Annotated in this window: 18 protein-coding genes; 11 read left to right on the top strand and 7 right to left on the bottom strand. The window is 38.6% G+C overall.

Annotation, left to right across the window (positions count from 1 at the left end):
• Positions 1 to 27: 27 nt before the first annotated feature.
• Positions 28 to 198, bottom strand: coding sequence for a hypothetical protein (locus tag D8M04_RS20150; protein WP_187695411.1), 171 nt, complete (start codon positions 196 to 198; stop codon positions 28 to 30).
• Positions 199 to 271: 73 nt separating this feature from the next.
• A complete protein-coding gene (gene ytaF, locus D8M04_RS05885) occupies positions 272 to 898 on the bottom strand; it encodes a sporulation membrane protein YtaF (RefSeq protein ID WP_121521984.1) in 627 nt (208 codons plus the stop codon).
• 233 nt (positions 899 to 1,131) lie between these two features.
• Here ytaF and D8M04_RS05880 point away from each other — a divergent pair, with 233 nt between their 5' ends.
• On the top strand, positions 1,132 to 3,303 hold the full coding sequence (locus D8M04_RS05880) for a DNA topoisomerase III (RefSeq protein WP_121521983.1): 2,172 nt from the start codon (positions 1,132 to 1,134) through the stop codon (positions 3,301 to 3,303).
• A gap of 252 nt (positions 3,304 to 3,555) precedes the next feature.
• The gene (locus D8M04_RS05875; RefSeq protein WP_121521982.1) at positions 3,556 to 3,795 is read left to right on the top strand and encodes a ferredoxin family protein; all 240 of its coding nucleotides are present in this window, start codon (positions 3,556 to 3,558) and stop codon (positions 3,793 to 3,795) included.
• Between the two features lie 61 nt (positions 3,796 to 3,856).
• Here D8M04_RS05875 and D8M04_RS05870 read toward each other — a convergent pair whose 3' ends face one another.
• Positions 3,857 to 5,890, bottom strand: coding sequence for a thioredoxin domain-containing protein (locus tag D8M04_RS05870; protein WP_121521981.1), 2,034 nt, complete (start codon positions 5,888 to 5,890; stop codon positions 3,857 to 3,859).
• A gap of 343 nt (positions 5,891 to 6,233) precedes the next feature.
• On the opposite strand from D8M04_RS05870, the gene D8M04_RS05865 reads away from it, so the two are divergent.
• From D8M04_RS05865 to D8M04_RS05825, 9 genes are all read left to right on the top strand, one after another.
• The gene (locus tag D8M04_RS05865) at positions 6,234 to 7,325 is read left to right on the top strand and encodes an ABC transporter substrate-binding protein (RefSeq protein WP_121521980.1); all 1,092 of its coding nucleotides are present in this window, start codon (positions 6,234 to 6,236) and stop codon (positions 7,323 to 7,325) included.
• Positions 7,315 to 8,172, top strand: coding sequence for an alkaline phosphatase family protein (locus tag D8M04_RS05860; protein ID WP_121521979.1), 858 nt, complete (start codon positions 7,315 to 7,317; stop codon positions 8,170 to 8,172). The genes D8M04_RS05865 and D8M04_RS05860 overlap by 11 nt, the downstream gene beginning before the upstream one ends.
• Positions 8,150 to 8,998: an ABC transporter permease gene (locus D8M04_RS05855; protein WP_121521978.1), complete on the top strand. Its 849-nt coding sequence runs from the start codon at positions 8,150 to 8,152 to the stop codon at positions 8,996 to 8,998. Before D8M04_RS05860 ends, D8M04_RS05855 begins: the two co-directional genes overlap by 23 nt.
• Complete coding sequence (locus tag D8M04_RS05850; protein WP_121521977.1) at positions 8,995 to 9,864, top strand: ABC transporter permease; 870 nt, start codon at positions 8,995 to 8,997, stop codon at positions 9,862 to 9,864. The genes D8M04_RS05855 and D8M04_RS05850 overlap by 4 nt, the downstream gene beginning before the upstream one ends.
• 35 nt (positions 9,865 to 9,899) lie before the next feature.
• Positions 9,900 to 10,916: an ABC transporter ATP-binding protein gene (locus tag D8M04_RS05845; RefSeq protein WP_121521976.1), complete on the top strand. Its 1,017-nt coding sequence runs from the start codon at positions 9,900 to 9,902 to the stop codon at positions 10,914 to 10,916.
• A gap of 27 nt (positions 10,917 to 10,943) precedes the next feature.
• Positions 10,944 to 11,762 (top strand): DeoR/GlpR family DNA-binding transcription regulator, encoded by an 819-nt coding sequence (locus D8M04_RS05840; protein WP_121521975.1) that lies wholly within the window; start codon positions 10,944 to 10,946, stop codon positions 11,760 to 11,762.
• Positions 11,734 to 12,732, top strand: coding sequence for a histidinol phosphate phosphatase domain-containing protein (locus D8M04_RS05835; protein WP_121521974.1), 999 nt, complete (start codon positions 11,734 to 11,736; stop codon positions 12,730 to 12,732). Before D8M04_RS05840 ends, D8M04_RS05835 begins: the two co-directional genes overlap by 29 nt.
• Before the next feature lie 843 nt (positions 12,733 to 13,575).
• Positions 13,576 to 14,862, top strand: a complete 1,287-nt coding sequence (locus D8M04_RS05830; RefSeq protein ID WP_121521973.1) for an MFS transporter — start codon at positions 13,576 to 13,578, stop codon at positions 14,860 to 14,862.
• A 139-nt stretch (positions 14,863 to 15,001) separates the two neighbouring features.
• Positions 15,002 to 15,424: a pyridoxamine 5'-phosphate oxidase family protein gene (locus tag D8M04_RS05825; RefSeq protein WP_121521972.1), complete on the top strand. Its 423-nt coding sequence runs from the start codon at positions 15,002 to 15,004 to the stop codon at positions 15,422 to 15,424.
• A 437-nt stretch (positions 15,425 to 15,861) separates the two neighbouring features.
• Here the strand turns inward: D8M04_RS05825 and uvsE (D8M04_RS05820) are convergent, their stop codons facing one another.
• The 4 genes from uvsE (D8M04_RS05820) to D8M04_RS05805 all read right to left on the bottom strand — a co-directional run bounded on the left by uvsE (D8M04_RS05820) (position 15,862) and on the right by D8M04_RS05805 (position 18,868).
• Positions 15,862 to 16,827 (bottom strand): UV DNA damage repair endonuclease UvsE, encoded by a 966-nt coding sequence (gene uvsE, locus D8M04_RS05820; RefSeq protein WP_121521971.1) that lies wholly within the window; start codon positions 16,825 to 16,827, stop codon positions 15,862 to 15,864.
• A 28-nt stretch (positions 16,828 to 16,855) separates the two neighbouring features.
• Positions 16,856 to 17,809, bottom strand: a complete 954-nt coding sequence (gene uvsE / locus D8M04_RS05815) for a UV DNA damage repair endonuclease UvsE (protein ID WP_121521970.1) — start codon at positions 17,807 to 17,809, stop codon at positions 16,856 to 16,858.
• A 215-nt stretch (positions 17,810 to 18,024) separates the two neighbouring features.
• On the bottom strand, positions 18,025 to 18,330 hold the full coding sequence (locus D8M04_RS05810) for a monooxygenase (protein WP_121521969.1): 306 nt from the start codon (positions 18,328 to 18,330) through the stop codon (positions 18,025 to 18,027).
• A gap of 277 nt (positions 18,331 to 18,607) precedes the next feature.
• Positions 18,608 to 18,868 carry a DUF2188 domain-containing protein gene (locus D8M04_RS05805; protein ID WP_121521968.1) on the bottom strand — a complete coding sequence of 87 codons (261 nt, stop codon included), beginning with the start codon at positions 18,866 to 18,868 and terminating at the stop codon, positions 18,608 to 18,610.
• Positions 18,869 to 18,997 lie beyond the last annotated feature (129 nt).

The following is an 18,997-nucleotide window of genomic DNA, read 5'->3' as shown; positions in this document are numbered from 1 at the left end:
CAAGCGCTTAGCGTTTTATCTTAAGAACTAGTCTTGTTTCTCCTGTTGTAAAACAAGCAGTTCCTTTAACGTGTTGTGGATATTTTGTAAACTAATTAAAATGAATCCAAGCATAACCATCGTTACGATTTCCCCTGTGAACATGGATACGAATGCAAGAATAATAACCGTTATTATCGTAAAAGAATCCTTTTTCATGATCCACCTCGAAACTCTCTTTTTGCCTCCAGTGTATCACAGGTAAATCTATTGATGGTTAGAATATTCGAAATTAAATCAGATTTAATATACCAAGCCCAATAAGCAAGGTCGGAGGAAGAAATGATAATTTTTGAAGCTTTTTATTCTTCGCCAATAACAACCCAATTCTCATGCCGAATGAGAGAAAAATACCACTCATTCCTGCAATAAGAACAGCCGTAATAATTGGAGAGTAACCAAGTAAAGACGCTCCAATTCCTGCACCAAATGCATCGAGAGCTAGGGCAAATCCAAGCAGCAGTGCCTCACTGACAGAGATGGTTCCAGAATTATCTAGATCGGCTTTATCAGGAGTGGCAAGCACTGTAGTGATTTCACCAAACCTACTCGTTGGTTGAGCTTCTGACCCTTGTTTTTTCTTTTTGATATTGGCAATAATCAGGTTGGCGAGTGAAAATAATCCAATGGTGATTAGGATAAATCCTCCGATCATTTTCGCAATCTCTACGGAGAGAAACATTTCAAGCACATTTCCTAACAACATGGAAGTTAAGAGTACGGCACCGGAACAGACCATAATAATGATTAAAGCAATAACTGGTACCCTGATTTTTTGCATGCCGTATGTTACTCCTACTCCAAAGCTATCGATACTAACTGCAATGACTAATAACAATAATCCAATAAAGATGAGCATATCGATTCAGTCCTTTACAGAGAATCTAACATAGTGTATGGCAACAACATTCGTGGTGTGCTTTAAAATTGGAGAAGGGCAACATAATGGGTACTAAACGATATGAGTGTAAGAGGCTTCACTGATATGGTGATTTAATGGCAATACGCACTCAAAAAAAGATAGGATTAGCTCTGCATAGATGTCCCAACTGTGGTAAAGTAACAATAGATGTTTTTAAAGGAGAATTCTACATGAGCAAAACTTTAGTACTTGCAGAGAAACCTTCCGTTGGCCGTGATATTGCACGTGTGTTGAAGTGCAGTAAAAAAGGAAACGGCTATTTGGAAGGACAAAAATATATCGTTACATGGGCGTTGGGGCATCTTGTTACATTAGCAGACCCAGAAGCCTATGATGAGAAATATAAAGAGTGGCGCTTGGATAAGTTACCAATGCTTCCAAATCATTTAAAGCTTGTTGTTATGAAAAAAACAGGCAAGCAATTCAGTGCTGTTAAAACACAACTAAATCGTAAAGATGTTGGGGAAGTAGTTATTGCAACAGATGCTGGACGGGAAGGGGAGCTTGTTGCTCGTTGGATTTTAGAAAAAGCACATGTCAAAAAGCCGGTGAAACGCCTTTGGATTTCTTCTGTTACCGATAAAGCGATTCGGGATGGATTTAATCAATTGAAGCCAGGCAAGCAATATGAAAATCTCTATGCTTCGGCTGTTGCCCGTTCTGAGGCGGATTGGTACGTTGGATTGAATGCGACTCGTGCACTAACGACAAAATTTAATGCACAGCTTTCAACTGGCCGCGTGCAAACCCCGACACTTGCGATGGTAGCGGCGCGTGAACAGGAAATTAGGGAGTTTAAGCCGCAGAAGTTTTACGGTATTGAAGCGAAGACGAATAAAGGCTTTAAGCTGGTTTGGCAAAATGAGAAAAACAACTCACGTATTTTTTCTAAGGAGAAAGCAGATGCATTACTTGGGCAAGTGAAGGGAAAACCTGCAAAAGTAGTGGATATTGCAAAATCTTATAAGAAGAAATTCGCACCACAACTTTATGATTTAACAGAATTGCAGCGTGATGCAAACCGAATTTTCAATTTTAGCGGGAAGCAGACATTGTCAATTATGCAGCGTCTTTATGAGCATCATAAAGTATTAACTTATCCACGTACGGATTCACGCGTGATAACAACCGATATTGTTCCAACATTGAAGGACCGTGTCAAAGCATGTGGAGTCGATGAATACAAACAAGCAGCAGGAAAGATTTTACAGAAAGACTTAAAGCTTTCTAAAGCAGTCGTGGATAATGCTAAAGTATCCGATCACCATGCGATTATTCCAACAGAAGAGCGTGTCTATTTATCAGACCTGGATGACAAGGAACGCAAGATATATGACTTAGTTGTAAAACGTTTCTTAGCGGTATTGTCTGATCCATATGAATATGAGCAAACAACTGTAATAGCAGATATTGCTGGAGAACGCTTTGTGGCAAAAGGGAAAATCGTCAAGAAAGCAGGCTGGAAGGAAATATATGACAATCGCTTTGAAGATGACGATGCACAGGACGACCAGCGTTTGCCTGCAATAGAGAAGGGTGATACGTTTACGGGATTGCAAACGAAATTGACGGAAGGCGAAACAAAGCCGCCAGAGCATTTTACAGAGGGCGCCTTGCTGCAAGCAATGGAAAATCCGGTAAAATATATGAGTTCAGATGAAAAGCACTTAGCAAAAACGATAAATCAAGCAGGCGGAATCGGAACTGTCGCGACACGTGCCGATATTATCGAGAAGTTGTTCAATACGATGTATATTGAGCAAAAAGGCAAGCATATTTTCTTAACTTCGAAAGGTCGCCAAGTGCTTGATCTTGTTCCAGCTGATTTGCGTTCACCAGCATTGACGGCAGAATGGGAGCAAAAGCTGCAGGCCATTGCAGATGGCAAGCTTAAGAAAGAGAAGTTCATCTCAGAAATCAAAGGTTATACGAAACAAATTGTTTTAGAGATTAAAAACAGTGACGAGAAGTTTAAACATGACAACATGACAGGTACAAAATGTCCAGAATGCGGCAAGCTGATGCTTGAAGTGAAGAACAAGCATGGACGGATGCTTGTCTGTCAGGATCGATCCTGTGGTCACAAGAAGAACATTGCCAAGCAAACGAATGCCCGCTGTCCGAACTGTCATAAACGAATGGAGCTCCGTGGGGAAGGCGATGGGCAGATGTTTATGTGTAAATGTGGCCACCGTGAAAAACTGTCTACCTTTAATCAACGTAGACAGAAGGATAAACAGGGCAAAGTATCGAAGAAGGATATTAATAAATATTTGAAGAAGCAGGATGACGATTTTAAGAATAATGCGTTGGCTGATGCATTGGCTAAGCTGAAGAAATAGATAGGTGGACTCTCTTTGGAGGGTCCATTTTTTGTTCCAGCTATTCTATTGTCGTATTTTGTTGAATGCAAAAGTTTACAGTGTTTTTGCTAAGTTTACAAGAAAAGCACTAATGTCCAACCATTTTCCGATAAATTTCGCAGTTTAGGATTCAGGTTTCAGCATGAATTCGAGCCAATGGGTTTACTTGTACGATTGAAAGCTTTATCATTTAATAGAGTCACTATTTAGAATACAAGGAGGTACATATAGATGGCATTCGTGATTTTAGAAGCCTGTCAGTCTGAAAAAGCAGGCGAATGTGTGAGTGTTTGCCCTGTTGATTGTATAGAAGAAGGTCCTGATCAATTTTATATTGATCCAGATATTTGTATTGATTGTGGTGCATGCAAGGCGGTTTGCCCAGTGTCTGCAATTGAAGAAGAATATGATTTAACGCCAGACCAAGAGGTGTTCTTGGAAAAAGCAGAGGAATTCTTTGCGAATCGGTAAATAGATATATATGGCTTATGAGCACAGGGACTTGGTAAGAAAAATGACGCATGGATAAGCGTCATTTTTCTTTAATCATATTAAAAGCTTTTTCTAGATTGGTTGTAGGCTGATGGCAGGCGAAGTTTTCACATACATAAACGGTGATGTCACTGCCTAATTGCTTATAGGAAGAGGCATAAGGAGCAGTTTTAACTAATTTTCCAGGTTGATCTGCAGTTAATACAGATGCATCTGGTAAAAAATCTGCTTGAAGCTTTTTAAGAAAATAAGAGCGCTCCTTTTCTTCACCGAGTACGACAACTTCTTTAGTCGGGAATTCTAACAGCTGCAAGCTTTGCAGAAAGAAGGGGCTGGCAGAAGCTTGTTTTTTCACATCATCGTAAAAGGTATAATACATTTCTTCAACATTCTCGAGATAGCTTGTTTCCCCTGTCAGCTGACCAAGCCTTGTAAGCATGACACCAGCCACACTGTTACCTGAAGGAAGGGCACCATCATAGATTTCTTTATCCTTTGCAATTAATGTTTCACTATCAATTCCACTGAAGAAAAATCCACCATTCTCCTCATCCCAGAATAATTCCAGCATCTGGTCGGCTAGCTTGCGTGATTTCTCTAAATAAGTGAGGGCAAATGTCGCATCATATAATTCTAGATAGCCCCATAAAAGAAAGGCATAGTCATCGAGATAAGCCTTGTATTTGGTTTCACCGTCTCGATAGCGCGCCATTAAACGGTCGTCCACAACAAGTTTTTCTTCAATAAATTGCAGAGCTGTTTCTGCCATGCTAATGTACTTATCGTTGGCAAATACCTTTCCAGCCATCGCAAGAGCTGCAATCATCATGCTATTCCAGCTTGTTAAAATTTTATCGTCGACGTGAGGATACACACGTTGTTCGCGAGCTTGCAAGAGTTGTTGGCGAGCAGATTCAAGCTTTATCTGAAGATCTTCGGTCATTGCATCATCATTGTCAATTAAGTTTGGAATATTTTTTCCCTCAAAATTGCCTTCAGGAGTGATATCGTAAACGGAAGCATACTGTTCACCCAGTTCTATGCCTAAAACTCTGATTACTTCATCATAGCTCCACACATAGTATTTCCCTTCCACTCCTTCCGAATCAGCGTCGATTGCCGAATAAAATGCACCATCCTTACTTGTCATTTCTTTTTTTATAAAGGTAATAATCTGTTCAGCAATTTGTCTGTACAATGGATTTTTCGTAATCTGAAAGCATTCTGTATACACGATTAACAGGAGTGCATTATCATACAGCATCTTTTCAAAATGCGGGACGAGCCATTCCTCATCTGTAGAGTAGCGGGAAAAACCGAACCCAATATGATCCCAGATTCCTCCAGCAACCATATCTTTTAATGTTTTCTCTACGATTTTCAAAGCACCAGCATTTTCCGTAAAATAATACTGCCTTAATAAAAACAGTAGATTCTGGGGCATAGGAAATTTAGGTGCCTCCCCAAATCCTCCATAAATAAAATCAAAGTTCTTCCCTAGTTGTTGATAAGCCTCATGAAGTACATCCTTCGTCAGCCGTTTATCGCTTTTGGCTGTTACTGTTCTTTGAAGTGCATCGGTCACACTTGCTGTGATTTTATCAATTTTATCAGGGGTTTCTGTATATTGTTTATGCAATTGTTGTAAGGCTTCCATAATCCCCGGACGACCATATTTGCTGTTCTTTGGAAAATACGTCCCAGCATAGAATGGGATTTTGTCTGGTGTCATAAAAATCGTTAAAGGCCAGCCACCGTGCCCCGCCATCATCTGACACACCTTCATGTAAATAGAATCAACATCTGGCCGCTCCTCACGATCGACTTTTATAGAGATATAGTGCTCATTTAAAAGGGCAGCTACTTCTTCGTCTTCAAAGGATTCGTGTGCCATGACATGACACCAATGGCAAGTTGAATAACCGATCGAAAGAAAAATAGGTTTATTTTCTCGTTTTGCCTTTTCAAATGCTTTGTCTCCCCAAGGGTACCAGTCAACTGGATTATGGGCGTGCTGTAGTAAATATGGAGACTTCTCGGCGATTAACTTATTAGGCTTTTGGTTCGATGTCATCGAAAATCACATTCTTTCTTTTACTTGTTTTGAGCTTACTTTACCACATTTCTCCAAGTTCATACCAAAATAAAAGAGAAATAGATTGAAATATTGTAATTACCGAAACATATAAACACATATTTACAAAACATTTACTTCCTATCCATATTGACTTAATATTTGTTTGTTAATTTATTAAGTGTAAACAAACATTAAACAAAAATGAAACAAACAAAATAATGTTTGTTTAGAATAATAAAGAAGATAATATGGAGGTGCTGTATCTACTAATCTACTAAGCCATACTTCGTCATGTTTTTTTATTCAACATCGATCAAACACACAATTGGAGGATAAACAAATGAAACAGACAAAACTAAAATCATTAATTGGAGCAGGAATCCTTTCATTATCTATTGCATTAGCTGGCTGTGGGACTCAAGCTGAAGAAACCTCTACAGCAAATGAAAATGACTCACTTGAAACCATCATTGAAAAAGCGAAACAAGAAGGAAAAATTGCTAGTGTTGGGATGCCTGATACCTGGGCCAACTGGGTGGAAACATGGGATGAAATGGAAGAACAGTATGGCATTACACAGACAGATACAGACATGTCCAGTGCAGAAGAATTAGCTAAATTTGAATCAGAAGGTAAGAATGGCACAGCGGACATTGGTGATGTTGGAATTAACTTTGGACCGTTAGCGAAAGAAAAAGGACTTACCTTACCATATAAAACCACTTATTGGGACGAGATTCCCGATTGGGCAAAAGATGATGAAGGTCACTGGCTGTTAAGCTATACCGGAACAATTGCCTTTATTACAGACAAACAAAATGTAGAAAAAGCACCGACATCGTGGGAAGAACTTGCAAATGGCAATTACAGTATTTCCGTTGGAGATGTAACCAAGGCTACACAGGCACAGTTTGGCGTGTTAGCTGCAGCCATCGCTAATGGAGGAGATGAAACAAACATCCAGCCAGGAATTGACTATTTCAGACAAATCGCAGAACAAGGTCGAATGACTTCTGCGGAGGCAAACATCGCCAATTTAGAAAAAGGGGAAATTGATGTAGCGATTGTCTGGGACTTTAATGGGTTGAATTACCGTGACCAAATTGATCCAGAACGCTTTGAAGTAACGATTCCGACAGATGGATCCGTAATGAGCGGATACACAACGGTTATAAACAAGCATGCACCAAATCCAAATGCAGCTAAGCTTGCAAGAGAATATATTTTGTCTGATGAAGGACAAATCAATCTAGCAAAAGGTTACGCTCGTCCAATTCGTGATGTAGAACTGCCCGAAGAAGTACAGGCGAAATTATTGCCAGATGAAGCTTATGAAAATGTTCAACAGGTAGAAGACCATGCAGCGTGGGATCAAACTGCTGTTGAATTACCACAACTATGGCAACAAGAGGTGCTTGTCAATGCTCAATAAAAAAGTAGTTATGATTACATTGGATGGCTGTCGTTATGACATTGCCATCCAACAATTAGGAATTTTAAACCACTTTGTTGAAAAGGGATTGGCTTCCCGCTTTAAAGTATTATCGGAAACTCCTAGCAACTCCCGTCCTTTGTATGAAGTTCTGTTGACTGGTGTTCCGACACATGAAAATGGAATTTATACCAATTATTCTGTACAGCGTTCCAAAGAAGAAAGCATCTTCTCCCTTGCAAAAAAAGCAGGTAAAACAACGGCAGCTGCTGCTTATCACTGGGTAAGTGAGTTATATAACCGTGCCCCGTTTTCTATGTTGGAGGATCGGATTCAGCATGACGAATCGAATAATATTCAGCATGGCATTTTTTATTCAGATGACACCTATCCAGATTCTCATTTATTCCAGGATGCCCATCATCTTATCCGTACCTATGCTCCTGATTTTATGTATGTACATTCCATGAATATTGATGATGAAGGTCATAAGTATACGGGAAATTCAATCGAGTACCGCCGTGCAGTCAATCGCATCGATACCATTTTAGGTATTTATCTTCCAATATGGCTTGAAATGGGATATCAGATTGTCGTGACATCGGACCATGGAATGGATGATTATGGCAACCATGGCGGAACAATGAGGGAACACAGAGAGGTCCCGTTATTTATTCTTTCGGATTGTATGGCACCTCATATTGGTGAAAATGTACAAGCCCAGCTTCAGCTCGCACCGCTTGTTTGCCATATGCTCGGCATAGAAAAGGCGGAGAAAATGCAGAAAGTAGATTGGAACAGCTGGAAGCAAGAGGGGGATATGCATGAAGCGAATACAGTGGAATAGAAAGATACTGCTCCTTATTCCGTTTTTTCTTATAGCAGCTATGTTTCTTATTATTCCTATGGTAATGATGGTTACATCGAGCTTTACCAGTGAGGCAACAGGTGCCTTTACATTGGACAACTACAAGGAAGTTTTGACAAATCCCTTCTATACCCAAGCATTTATGAATAGCGGATTGATCTCCATTTTTTCCAGTGTGACGGGTCTTGTTTTGGCCATTCTTGTCTCCTATGCAATGACGAACCTCCCGGATAAAGTTCAGGATAAATTAACTGTCTATATTAATGTTGCAGCGAACTTTGCCGGTGTTCCTTTGGCCTTTGCCTTCATCATTCTGCTTGGGAATTCAGGAGTATTCCGCCTCTTTCTAGATAATCTGGAATGGCCGCTGTTAAATAACTTTGATCTTTATTCTTGGCAAGGACTTGCTATCACGTACTTGTACTTTCAGATTCCACTTGGGATTCTCTTTATCTACCCATCATTGAAAAAGATAAGAAAAGAATGGAAAGAAGCGGCCTTTATGCTGGGGGCAACAAATTGGATCTACTGGAGAAAAGTAGGACTTCCAAGTATTATGCCAAGCATTGCAGGGACGTTTGTGATTATGTTTGCCAATGGAATGGGTACCTATGAAACAGCCTATGCCTTAACTGGAAGCAACGTCAATCTAGTCACCATTCGAATTGCAGCATTAGTTTCGGGTGACATTTACGCAAGGCCAATCATTGGCAGCACACTGGCGGTTCTGTTTGCCGTCATTATGATCGTAATACTATTTGTCTCGCAAATGTTACTGAAGCGAGTGAGGAGAGACCTTGCATGAGAACAAAGAAACGACATTACAGCACGTATATCATTATGGCGCTTTTTGGTTTTTATATGGTTTTCCCATTTGTATCAACAGGTTTATACGCTACCTCTACGGAATGGTCCAATAGTATTTTGCCGAGAGACTTCACCGTACAGTGGTTTGCTGAATTAATGAAGGACCCAGCTTTTATCTCTGCGGTCATGCGCTCGATTGTGTTGACATTTACGACACTTGCTGTCGTACTGGTCATTATGGTTCCAACTGTATTTATCGTCTATATGTATTTCCCGCGTGTGGATCAGTTTATGAAGGGACTTGTCCTGATGCCATATGCCATTCCTGGAGTAATTCTTGCTACAGGCCTTCTTAGAATGTATTCAGGCTCTCTGATTCCGATGTTTGCTGTCTTAGTGGGCGGTTTGTTTATTGGCTCACTGCCATTTATGTATCAAGGTGTACGAAACAGCCTTGAAAGTATTCAGACAAAGAACCTAATGGAAGCAGCTGACTTACTTGGAGCCAGCAAGTTTATCGCTTTTGTGAAAATTATTTTGCCTAACATTAAACTTGGTCTACTGATTACGACATTGCTTATTTTTTCAAGCTTCTTCGGTGAATTTGTGCTGACAAATCTTTTAATCGGCGGAAATTATGAAACCATTCGGATTTATATGCTAAGACGAATGAATGAAAATGGACACCTTGCGAGTGCTGTGATGGTTGCCTACTTTATTCTATTAATCTTAATTAGTCTGCTTATAACTTATATGACATCTAACAAGCGTAGAAAAAATCTTCGGAAAAAAGGAGAACCTTTAACAGAAATGGACGAGGCCGAGGTCCTTTTACCTCCAACAGAAGATTCCTTAACCAATTAGCATCCAGAAGCAAACAAAGAGGAGAGGCGAATACTATGAGTTTTATTGCGATTGATGAGTTAAAACTTTCTTATGGTGATAATAACGTATTAAAAAATATATCGTTAAATATTGAGGAAGGAGAGCTTGTGACACTGCTTGGTCCAAGTGGATGCGGAAAATCGACGCTTCTTCGTGTTTTAGCTGGGCTGGAGGTTTTTCAGGAGGGTGAGCTATATCTGGATGGAGAAGAAATTAGCAATCTGCCTTCTAAAGACCGAAATGTTGGTTTCGTATTTCAGTCCTATGCTTTATTTCCTAATATGACAGTCTATGAAAATATCGCCTTTGGTTTAACGATTAAAAAGCTACCGAAAACGGAAATTAATCAGAAAGTCATGGCTGTGCTCCGTTTAGTAAATTTGGAGGATAAAGCTGACTATTATCCTGATCAGCTCTCAGGAGGTCAGCAACAGCGCATTTCACTTGCTCGTTCACTGGTGACTGAACCGAAAGTTCTGCTCTTAGATGAGCCCCTCAGTGCACTGGATGCCAAAATCAGAAAGCAATTGCAAATGGATATCCGCAAGCTTCAGAAACAGCTTGGAATCACGATGATCTTTGTTACCCATGACCAGGAAGAAGCAATGATTTTATCAGATCGAGTAATCGTGATGAACGAAGGTAAAATTGTTCAGCAGGCAACACCTCAAGAATTGTATGCACAGCCGAAAACTCATTTCGTTGCAAGCTTTATCGGAAATTACAATATTTTAACCTCAGAACAATTGAAGCAATTGCATCCAGCATTCACAGGAAAAAGTGGCAAGCATTCCTATGCTATCCGTTCAGAAACAATTCAAATCAAGCCGATTCATGGCGAAAACGTTCTCAGTTTCCCTGCCCATTTAGATGATTATACGGTACTTGGAAGTACTATCCGCTGCTACTATACTGCTGGTACATTAAAGTTGACAGTTGATGTTCTAAATAGTGAAATAAATATAAGTGAACTAGCTAAAACAACGGACCTGTATATTCATCACGATCATATTGTACCAATCGATATGTAAAACTTTTGTCAGCAGAGGAGTAGTTTCATGAATAAAGAAGAACGGCATCAGCGGATTTTAGAGCAGCTGGAAGTAAAGGAAAAGGTATGGGTGAGCGATTTAGCAGCGATAAATCACGTCACTCCTGAAACCATTCGAAGAGACTTAGCAGAGCTGGAAATGAATGATCAGTTGACTCGAGTCCATGGAGGAGCTGTTCGTTATCGACCCTTGCATAAGGAGCCATTATTTAAAAAGAAAATGTCTCTTCACGCTGAAGAAAAGAAAATAATTGCGAAATATGCAGCGGAATTAATTGAAGATGGGGATACCATTGCGATAGATGTTGGTTCCACTACAGCACATCTTGCGGATATGCTTGAAAATGTACAAGGACTGACCATTGTCACAAATTCGCTTTATTCAGCAGAACGTTTTAATCTTGCCATTGAAGAGCAGCGAATAACTGGACAGGTAATCATGCTTCCCGGCGTAACTAATCCTTACCAATCTTCGGTACGGGGAATATATACGGTAGAGTTTTTAAAAAGATTTAATTTCAACCGAGCTTTTATTTCCTGTGGAGGATTGACCAGAGATGCAATTTATGATTTTGATATGGACGAGTCTCTAGTTTCGGAGGCCATGATTTCTTGCAGCCAGGAATCCATCCTTCTAACAGACTCCTCCAAACTGAATAAAAAATCTTTATTTGAAATCGGACCTATTTCCAATATCTCAACGATTATTTGTGACAAGGAAAAGCCAGAAGACTGGTATGAGAATAGTTATGAATGGATCACCATTCCATTATTATTAAATAGAAAGGAAGAGAATGTTGAAAGTAGATTACCACATACATCTTGAGGAAGGACCGTATTCTCTTTCTTTTGTAGAGAAGACCATCAAAGCAATCGACTCTTATGAACCCATTCATGAAAAACAAGGAACGAAAGAGTGGCTTATGAAGACAGTCGACTTGATGAGCAAGCGCTTAGAAACGACAGAATATTCCAAATGGTGGTTGGACTTTTATCTCGAGGAAGCTTTAAAAAAAGGAATCAAGGAAGTAGGGATTGTTGACCATCTTTATCGTTTTAAGGAAACAAGAAGCTACTTTACGAAATACATGGACGTCACTTCGAATGAAATCGGTATAAAGCAAGCAAAATGGCTTGACCAAGTTATGGTTCGAAACTTGAATGAATTTGTGGAATTAATTACTTCGCAAAAAGCAGCTTGGGCTGAAAAAGGTGTGAAGTTAAAGCTTGGAATTGAGGCTGATTATTTTTCTGGTGGCGAAGAGGAATTAACCTCTCTACTAGATGGCTATGATTTTGATTATGTTATCGGATCCGTTCATTTTAATCAAGGCTGGGGTTTTGACAATCCGAAGCTCAAGCATCACTTCGAGAAAAATGATTTGCATGCCTTATATCAAAATCATTTTGCCACGGTGAAAAACGCAGCTTCTAGTGGACTATTTGATTTTATAGCCCATTTGGATAACCTAAAGGTGTTTAATTACCGACCAGATGAATCGAGATTATTTAATATGTATCAGGATGTTGCGGAAACTCTAGCACACTATGATATTGCCACAGAAGTGAATCCAGGGCTCTATTACCGCTATCCTGTTAAAGAAATGTGCCCGAGTTCAACATTTCTTGATATCCTGATTTCAGAAGGTGTGAAGTTTACCATGTCATCAGATTCCCATTATCCGAACGATCTTGGGATATACTCAGATCGTATAAAAGCGATGCTTTTGGAAAAAGGGGTTTCTGAGATTGCTACGTTTGACAAACGAAAGAGGAATATGCAAAGTCTGCTTTAGCTTTAAGTAAAAGGGTTTATAGGAAAAATATTTTATACAATCCTAAACGACTAATAGAATTGAATCTAACTCATGTGCTATTTCGCAATAAAAAATATCATATAAAGGAAAATCCGAACTAATTCACATTAAAAATCAATATGTTAGTTCGGATTTTTATTTTATTAAGAATCTCCCTTCCTTCTATAAAGATGTGATTGCTCTTTCCTGCATAGGAAGGAGCAACTACTATTCGAACGTTAACGCCTTCGAAGGATTCACTCCCTCCAATGTGTTTGCCACAAAAAATCGAATCTTCATCTATATCGCCCTAGAATTGAGTGTTGAGGTAGTCCGGTATAATGCCTTTACTGATATTGAATTTCATCCCAAGAAGCCCATTATTTGGCAAGTTAAATCATTAACGTTTGGAGAAATACGTTCGAAATGGCTGCAAAAGGGTATCGTTTCATTTTTGTCCTTATAGGCGGCATATGAATGATAAAATTCAAGGTTTGGTCCCTTAGAGGGTTTATAAAGGACTATTCCAAAACTCTAACTTTCCCTAAAGTTTAGGCAGAAGTGCGCCTCCAAAAGCTAATGGTATAAGGAGTTACTAAAACGCTTGACATACCCCTTGTATGTTAGTTAAAATTGCCTTCTGTTTTAACGAATTATGAGCAAACTGCTTTATTTAGAGAAGGGAGGGAACCATCTTTACTAGACCTTCAGGGGTCCAATACCTTTTCATAGCTAGTTAAAGCAAAATTAAAGTCATTAGATGATGAATAAAAAATACGTGGAACTCTGTGTAAACTTGGTTTAATGGAGTATCCTAACGAATAAATAGGAGGTGGAAAGATCATGACTATTCCCGATAAAAAAATGCTTCGACGTGTTGTAGCGTCAAGTTTAATCGGATCGACAATAGAATGGTATGATTTCTTTCTTTATGGTGTTGTAGCTGGTATTGTATTCAATCAGCTATATTTCCCTACAGGTGATGCTTTTATTTCGACTATGCTTGCTTTTGCAACTTTCGCAGCTGGTTTTGTTGTAAGGCCAGTTGGTGGTATTATCTTTGGTCATTTCGGAGACAAAATTGGACGTAAAAGTATGCTTGTACTGAGTTTAACTATTATGGGAATTAGTACGGCATTAATGGCCTTTTTGCCAACATACGGACAAATTGGTGTAATAGCACCAATTATTCTGGTGCTTTTACGAATGATTCAAGGTCTTGCATTAGGAGGAGAGTGGGGAGGAGCCGTCCTCATGACCTTTGAGCATGCCCCTGAAAAAAAGCGTGGATTATATGCTAGTCTTCCACAGATTGGCCTTGCTATAGGTCTTTTATTAGCATCTGGTGTGGTAGGGCTGCTGTCGCTAATGCTTGAGAATGATCAATTTCTGCAATGGGGATGGCGTATAGCTTTCGCAATTAGTGCAGCATTAGTATTCTTAGGTCTTTGGATTCGGTTAAATGTAGATGAGAGTCCTGAATTCCAGAAGTTAAAAGAAGGAAAAGAAGATACAGGTATTCCAATAAAAGAAATGTGGCAAGGGAATGTTGGAAAAATCTTTGCCGGCATGGGGGCAAGATATATTGATGGTGTTTTCTTCAATATTATGGGTGTCTTTTCCATCACGTTTCTCACACAAAGTCTGAATGTTTCACAGAATGTCGCTTTATTAGGTGTGTCAGTAGCGGCTTTTGTCATGATTTTCTTTATTCCTATCTTTGGTTATATTTCAGATCGATATGGGAGAACCAAGACATACTGGTATGGAAGCTTAGTTACTGGATTCTCAGCAATCCCCGCTTTCTGGCTAATGGTAAACAGTGGAGGAAGCACTACCCTTATTTGGCTATCGATCATTATTCCGTTAGGCATTTTTTATGCAGCCGTTTATGGACCTGAAGCTGCATTATTCGCGGAATTATTTGATGCAAAAGTGAGATACACAGGAATTTCTTTCGTATATCAGTTTTCCGGAATATTTGCTAGTGGGTTAACACCGATGATTGCAACTTATTTATTAAGCTTAAGTGAGGGCTTCCCTACTTACCTCGTCTTGTACGTTGTTTTTGCCGGAATTGTCAGTGCTTTTTCAGTACGTTGGATATCCAAAAATAAAGCTCTTGTTTAATTAAAGTTCTAATGGGGAATACAAAATTAAGAGGTGTGTATGGTGAATAACGATCCCCATGAATAGATGATCTAAATCAATGAATAATAAGATGTAGGTCATCCACACACTTAATGACGTTTAAAGGAGTGAGCTTTTTATGGAACAACAAGAGGTAAGAAAGCATATTGAACAAATTATAACAGAAAGTAGTACAGGTATTATGGCTACTGTTAAAGGAAATAAGCCTCATTCTCGATACATGACTTTTTTTAATGAAGATCTAACTCTTTATACTCCGACAAGCAGGGATACAGATAAGACAGAAGAAATTAGTGAAAATCCTAATACACATATCCTGCTTGGATATGATGGAGAAGGTTTTGGCGATTCCTATGTAGAGTATGAAGGGAAAGTTACCATTAAAGAGGATGAAGAATTAAAGAAAAAAATTTGGGATGACAATATGAAGATTTGGTTTGATGGTCCTGAGGATCCTGATTTGATTGTTCTCGAAATTAAACCGAATCAAATTCGTCTTATGAATAAGAAGGGAACTCCCCCAGAAACGTTAGAACTATAATTATCCATATAAAAAGGATTGTCGCTTTAGTTAGTGACAATCCTTTTTTAATATCTAGGAAATTATAAAATGAACGACCTGTGAATATTTCTTATCATTAGGAACAGCCACGTTCGGCTCCAGCGCCCAGCAACTAGCAGATCTTTTGGTGGGACGAGCATTGCGCAGTCCCAAACTTCACACTCCTCCACTACGATAAGTCAACATCGACTCAGTCATACATAGGTTGCGCCAACTAAAACCGGCTTACGCCAACGTCGGCGTACCCCCTAAAGGGGCATGTTTCCTTTATCTCATTGCGGAGCGCTCCAGTTTGTACGTTGCTAAACGGGCGCTTGCGCCTTTGTGCATAATATCGATTCCGCTGGACTTATATCATTGTATGAGATGGCAAGTGTATCTTCTTCAATTTGTTACCCTGTCTTATATTTTTTTGATTACTTTAAATGAAAAGAAGATGCATCGATTATCTCAACGTCCTTTCTGCTTTTTACCTGTTCCATTAATTGAAAAAGTGCCTCATCTTTTCTTTTCGCTTCAATCATACAGTCAATTTGTGGAACACTATCCTTAATGGTATGTAGAAACTCAAAGAACATATCCACATCCACATAATCGGAATGATGCCGAAATTCTTTCTCACTTTTTGGGCTTGATATATGCATCTTAATCGGCAGAGGAGAATGATTCCAAGTTTGGACCACGCGACCCCAATGAATTTCCCAATTAGGGTGCTCGTGATGGGCAAGGTGATGATGATAATCGAAAACAAGCGGGATATTCAGTTTTTCGCATAAGTACAATGTATCTTCTAAGGTAAAGGAGGTATCGTCATTTTCAAGCATAATCATTGTTTGAATCGATCGTGGGACATACATCCAGTTTTCAATAAAGCGTTCAAGTGATTTTTCTGTTTCCTTGTAGTTGCCGCCTACATGCATCACACAGCGATGAACCGGATTAATTCTCATGGCTTTTAATAATAAATAATGCATCTTTAAGGTTATGATAGCATTTTTTAAGATATGTTTTTTCGTTGAGTTAATAAGAACAAAATGATCAGGATGAAAATCTATTCTGATCTGATGTTCAGTGGCAAAATCTCCAATCTCCTGAAGTTTGCTCTTCAACGGTTGTAGGTAATTCCAGTCATCAAGTTCCTCGTGGTTTGCTAAAGGAATAAGCCGTGAGGATAATCGATAGAAATGAATGTCCGAGGCTGCGTTATGCCGTAATATTCTTAATGTGTTTTGTAAATTCTGCTGTGCAATACGTTCTAATTTACGAACAGCAGCCTCCCTGTCAGGGATTTTCTCAAATTGGGTAAAGGTCATGGTTTTCGAGGGAGAGGCATTTTGCAATTCCATGCTCATCGCAACATAACCAAGCCGTACAATTGTCATTGTTTCACCTCATACATAAATTTAATAGTTACCATTCTAACGTTGAACTTGATATTCGTTTAACTCCTCGAATAGATGCTAAATCTTCCACAAGTTTTTGCATCGCTAGGTTTTTTTGTTTGGCTTCAATTATTATGTCAAAGTCCTGATTTAGTTCTTTCGCCATTCTAAAAAAAGGGAGTACAAAATCTTTTGCCACAAAATCGGCGTGGGAGCGGAAGCTTTGTTCAGACTTTGGTGAAGAAATATGTACCTTTGGTTTGTTGTTTGAATGTTTCCATGTGTTAAATATCCTAGGCAAAAATAGAGAAAGATCAGCTTCTGTTTTATTAGCCATATGATGGTGATAGTCGAATATCATAGGGATGCTTTCCTTTTCACAAGTAATTAGAGTTTCTTCGACATTATATGTTTTGTCATCATTTTCAAGGGTCATTATCGCTTTTATTTCTAAAGGCAATGTCCTTAGATTATGGTGGAATCTGCTTAACGTTGTATGCTTATCGCCATATGCACCACCGATATGAATATTAATAATCCCATTTTCAACTAAATTCATCGCTTCCAGCATCTTATAATGGTATTCCATATCTTTTACTGCATTTGCAGTTACTTGATCATTAGGGCTTGTAAATAATGTAAATTGATTTGGATGAAAACTTGGTCTTATTTTATATTGCCTGACTAGTTGACCAAGTTCTTCCCATTCTTTCTTAAATGGAGTGATAAAATCCCACATCACTTCTGGATGAGTGGCTAAAGGAACTAGTGAGCTTGAAAAACGGTATAATTTAATTTCATGTGCAATATTATAGTGTAAAATTCTTTTTGTATGTTGTAAATTTTGTGCGGTTACTGATTTTAGTTTCTCCGCTCTCTCCTGTTTCGGAAGTTCCGAATACCGTTTAAACGTTAATGTTTTAGATGGACTTGCATCCCATAAACCTAATGCATTTGCTACATAACCAAATTGAATCTTCATTCATGTCTCCCCTTGATCTCGTACTAGAAAAAATAGGTCGCAAAAGGCATATACAGATATGATTTGTGACCGAGTGCTTAATTATTCAGTATCGTGGAATTGTAAATCATCAACTGTCCTAAAAAAATCAGAAATTTACTCATTCTATCGAAAAAAATGTGTCTTAAAAACGGGATATGCTTTTAAGACACACTCTTTTAAATTTTGATAAATTGTTATTTTAAAGGTCCTTGAGTAATTTGAGAAAGTTGTTCATTAACTTTAAAAAGTTTCATACTTGCACCCTTAATGCCGAATTCATCGAAATTTTTTCTGTTTTTCTCCATATAATTTTCAGCATCTTCTTTTGTGTCAAAAAGATAAATGCCACCTGATTCCTTGGTTTCTTCATTCTCAGTCCAAAGTTTCCAAATAAAGCCCTTTTCTTGAGCGATATTCTTTGCTAAATCTGTAAATGCCGTTGCCATTTCATCTCCAAATGGTCCCTCGTGCGGAAAATCAACCTGTACTAAGTATGCCATTCTACATTCTCCTTTTTCTAAGATGTTCATTTTTTAAATGAGAAAACTAATTATGTATTTTAATTACCTAAAAAACTTCTTAACTTATGTTTTTTTTGAGTAAAGATTTTAATTACAAGTAGAAGTAATTCTCATATGATGTACATTTTATAAATCCGTTACTTCTTTGTCAAAAGTTACACTACTAATCCGAAATTTGATGAAAGATACGAATGATGCGGATCAAGCATAAGCAAGAAAAGTGCTGCTAATCCATTGATTAACAGCACTTTTCATACTAGTCCTTATAGTTTAGCTGATCTTCAATCTGGCCGTCATCATTATGAATAATAACCATTGTGGATGCATCTTTTGCCATTTTTTTCGCTTTTTCTACAGCTTTGTCTTTAGAGTCAGTTGTAAGTTCAGGGTCATCTTCGCCTTCACGCTTAATTGCCCAACCCTCTTCCTGGTGTGGTACAACGTGAAATCTTGCATCTTCTGTGCCAGCACGCTCCTCGAAGTATTCACTGCGATCGCTGTTATTATTGTCTGCCATGAAATTACCTCCTCTTAAGCTTGTAATTCTATATTCAATCTCTTCCCTGAATCTGTTATATGAAAACCTTATTCATTAGAAAACAAAATATTATAAGAGGAAATTTTGAGAGGATAAAATTTTAAACCT

It is taken from the genome of Oceanobacillus piezotolerans (assembly GCF_003665065.1).
Lineage (GTDB): Bacteria > Bacillota > Bacilli > Bacillales > Amphibacillaceae > Oceanobacillus > Oceanobacillus piezotolerans.
This window is presented reverse-complemented; position numbering and strand designations above follow the sequence as displayed.